Source organism: Staphylococcus petrasii, from assembly GCF_002902565.1.
GTDB lineage: Bacteria > Bacillota > Bacilli > Staphylococcales > Staphylococcaceae > Staphylococcus > Staphylococcus petrasii.
The window spans coordinates 1-1,462 of sequence record NZ_PPRC01000035.1 but is presented as its reverse complement, the minus strand read 5'-3'; the positions used below and the strand labels follow the sequence as shown (position 1 = coordinate 1,462).

Sequence of the window (1,462 nt, the reverse complement as noted above, 5' to 3'; positions counted from 1 at the left end):
AAAATTGATTAAGTCTTCGATCGATTAGTATTCGTCAGCTCCACGTGTCACCACGCTTCCACCTCGAACCTATTAACCTCATCATCTTTGAGGGATCTTATAACCGAAGTTGGGAAATCTCATCTTGAGGGGGGCTTCATGCTTAGATGCTTTCAGCACTTATCCCGTCCATACATAGCTACCCAGCTATGCCGTTGGCACGACAACTGGTACACCAGAGGTATGTCCATCCCGGTCCTCTCGTACTAAGGACAGCTCCTCTCAAATTTCCTACGCCCACGACGGATAGGGACCGAACTGTCTCACGACGTTCTGAACCCAGCTCGCGTACCGCTTTAATGGGCGAACAGCCCAACCCTTGGGACCGACTACAGCCCCAGGATGCGATGAGCCGACATCGAGGTGCCAAACCTCCCCGTCGATGTGAACTCTTGGGGGAGATAAGCCTGTTATCCCCGGGGTAGCTTTTATCCGTTGAGCGATGGCCCTTCCATGCGGAACCACCGGATCACTAAGTCCGTCTTTCGACCCTGCTCGACTTGTAGGTCTCGCAGTCAAGCTCCCTTATGCCTTTACACTCTATGAATGATTTCCAACCATTCTGAGGGAACCTTTGAGCGCCTCCGTTACCTTTTAGGAGGCGACCGCCCCAGTCAAACTGCCCGCCTGACACTGTCTCCCACCACGATAAGTGGTGCGGGTTAGAAAGCCAACACAGCTAGGGTAGTATCCCACCAGCGCCTCCACGTAAGCTAGCGCTCACGCTTCAAAGGCTCCTACCTATCCTGTACAAGCTGTGCCGAATTTCAATATCAGGCTACAGTAAAGCTCCACGGGGTCTTTCCGTCCTGTCGCGGGTAACCTGCATCTTCACAGGTACTATGATTTCACCGAGTCTCTCGTTGAGACAGTGCCCAAATCGTTACGCCTTTCGTGCGGGTCGGAACTTACCCGACAAGGAATTTCGCTACCTTAGGACCGTTATAGTTACGGCCGCCGTTTACTGGGGCTTCGATTCGTAGCTTCGCAGAAGCTAACCACTCCTCTTAACCTTCCAGCACCGGGCAGGCGTCAGCCCCTATACATCACCTTACGGTTTAGCAGAGACCTGTGTTTTTGATAAACAGTCGCTTGGGCCTATTCACTGCGGCTCTTCTGGGCTTGCACCCTAAAGAGCACCCCTTCTCCCGAAGTTACGGGGTCATTTTGCCGAGTTCCTTAACGAGAGTTCGCTCGCTCACCTTAGAATTCTCATCTTGACTACCTGTGTCGGTTTGCGGTACGGGCACCTATTATCTATCTAGAGGCTTTTCTCGGCAGTGTGAAATCAACGACTCGAGGAAACAATTTCCTCTCCCCATCACAGCTCAATCTTAAGAGTGCCGGATTTGCCTAACACTCAATCTCACTGCTTAGACGTGCACTCCAACAGCACGCTTCGCCTATCCTACTGCGTCCCCCC

1 rRNA gene is annotated in these 1,462 nt (G+C 52.3%); it reads right to left on the bottom strand.

Features of this window, described 5'->3' with window-relative positions:
- Positions 1–4: 4 nt before the first annotated feature.
- Positions 5–1,462: ribosomal RNA gene (locus CD127_RS06795) — 23S ribosomal RNA — on the bottom strand; the annotation flags it as partial.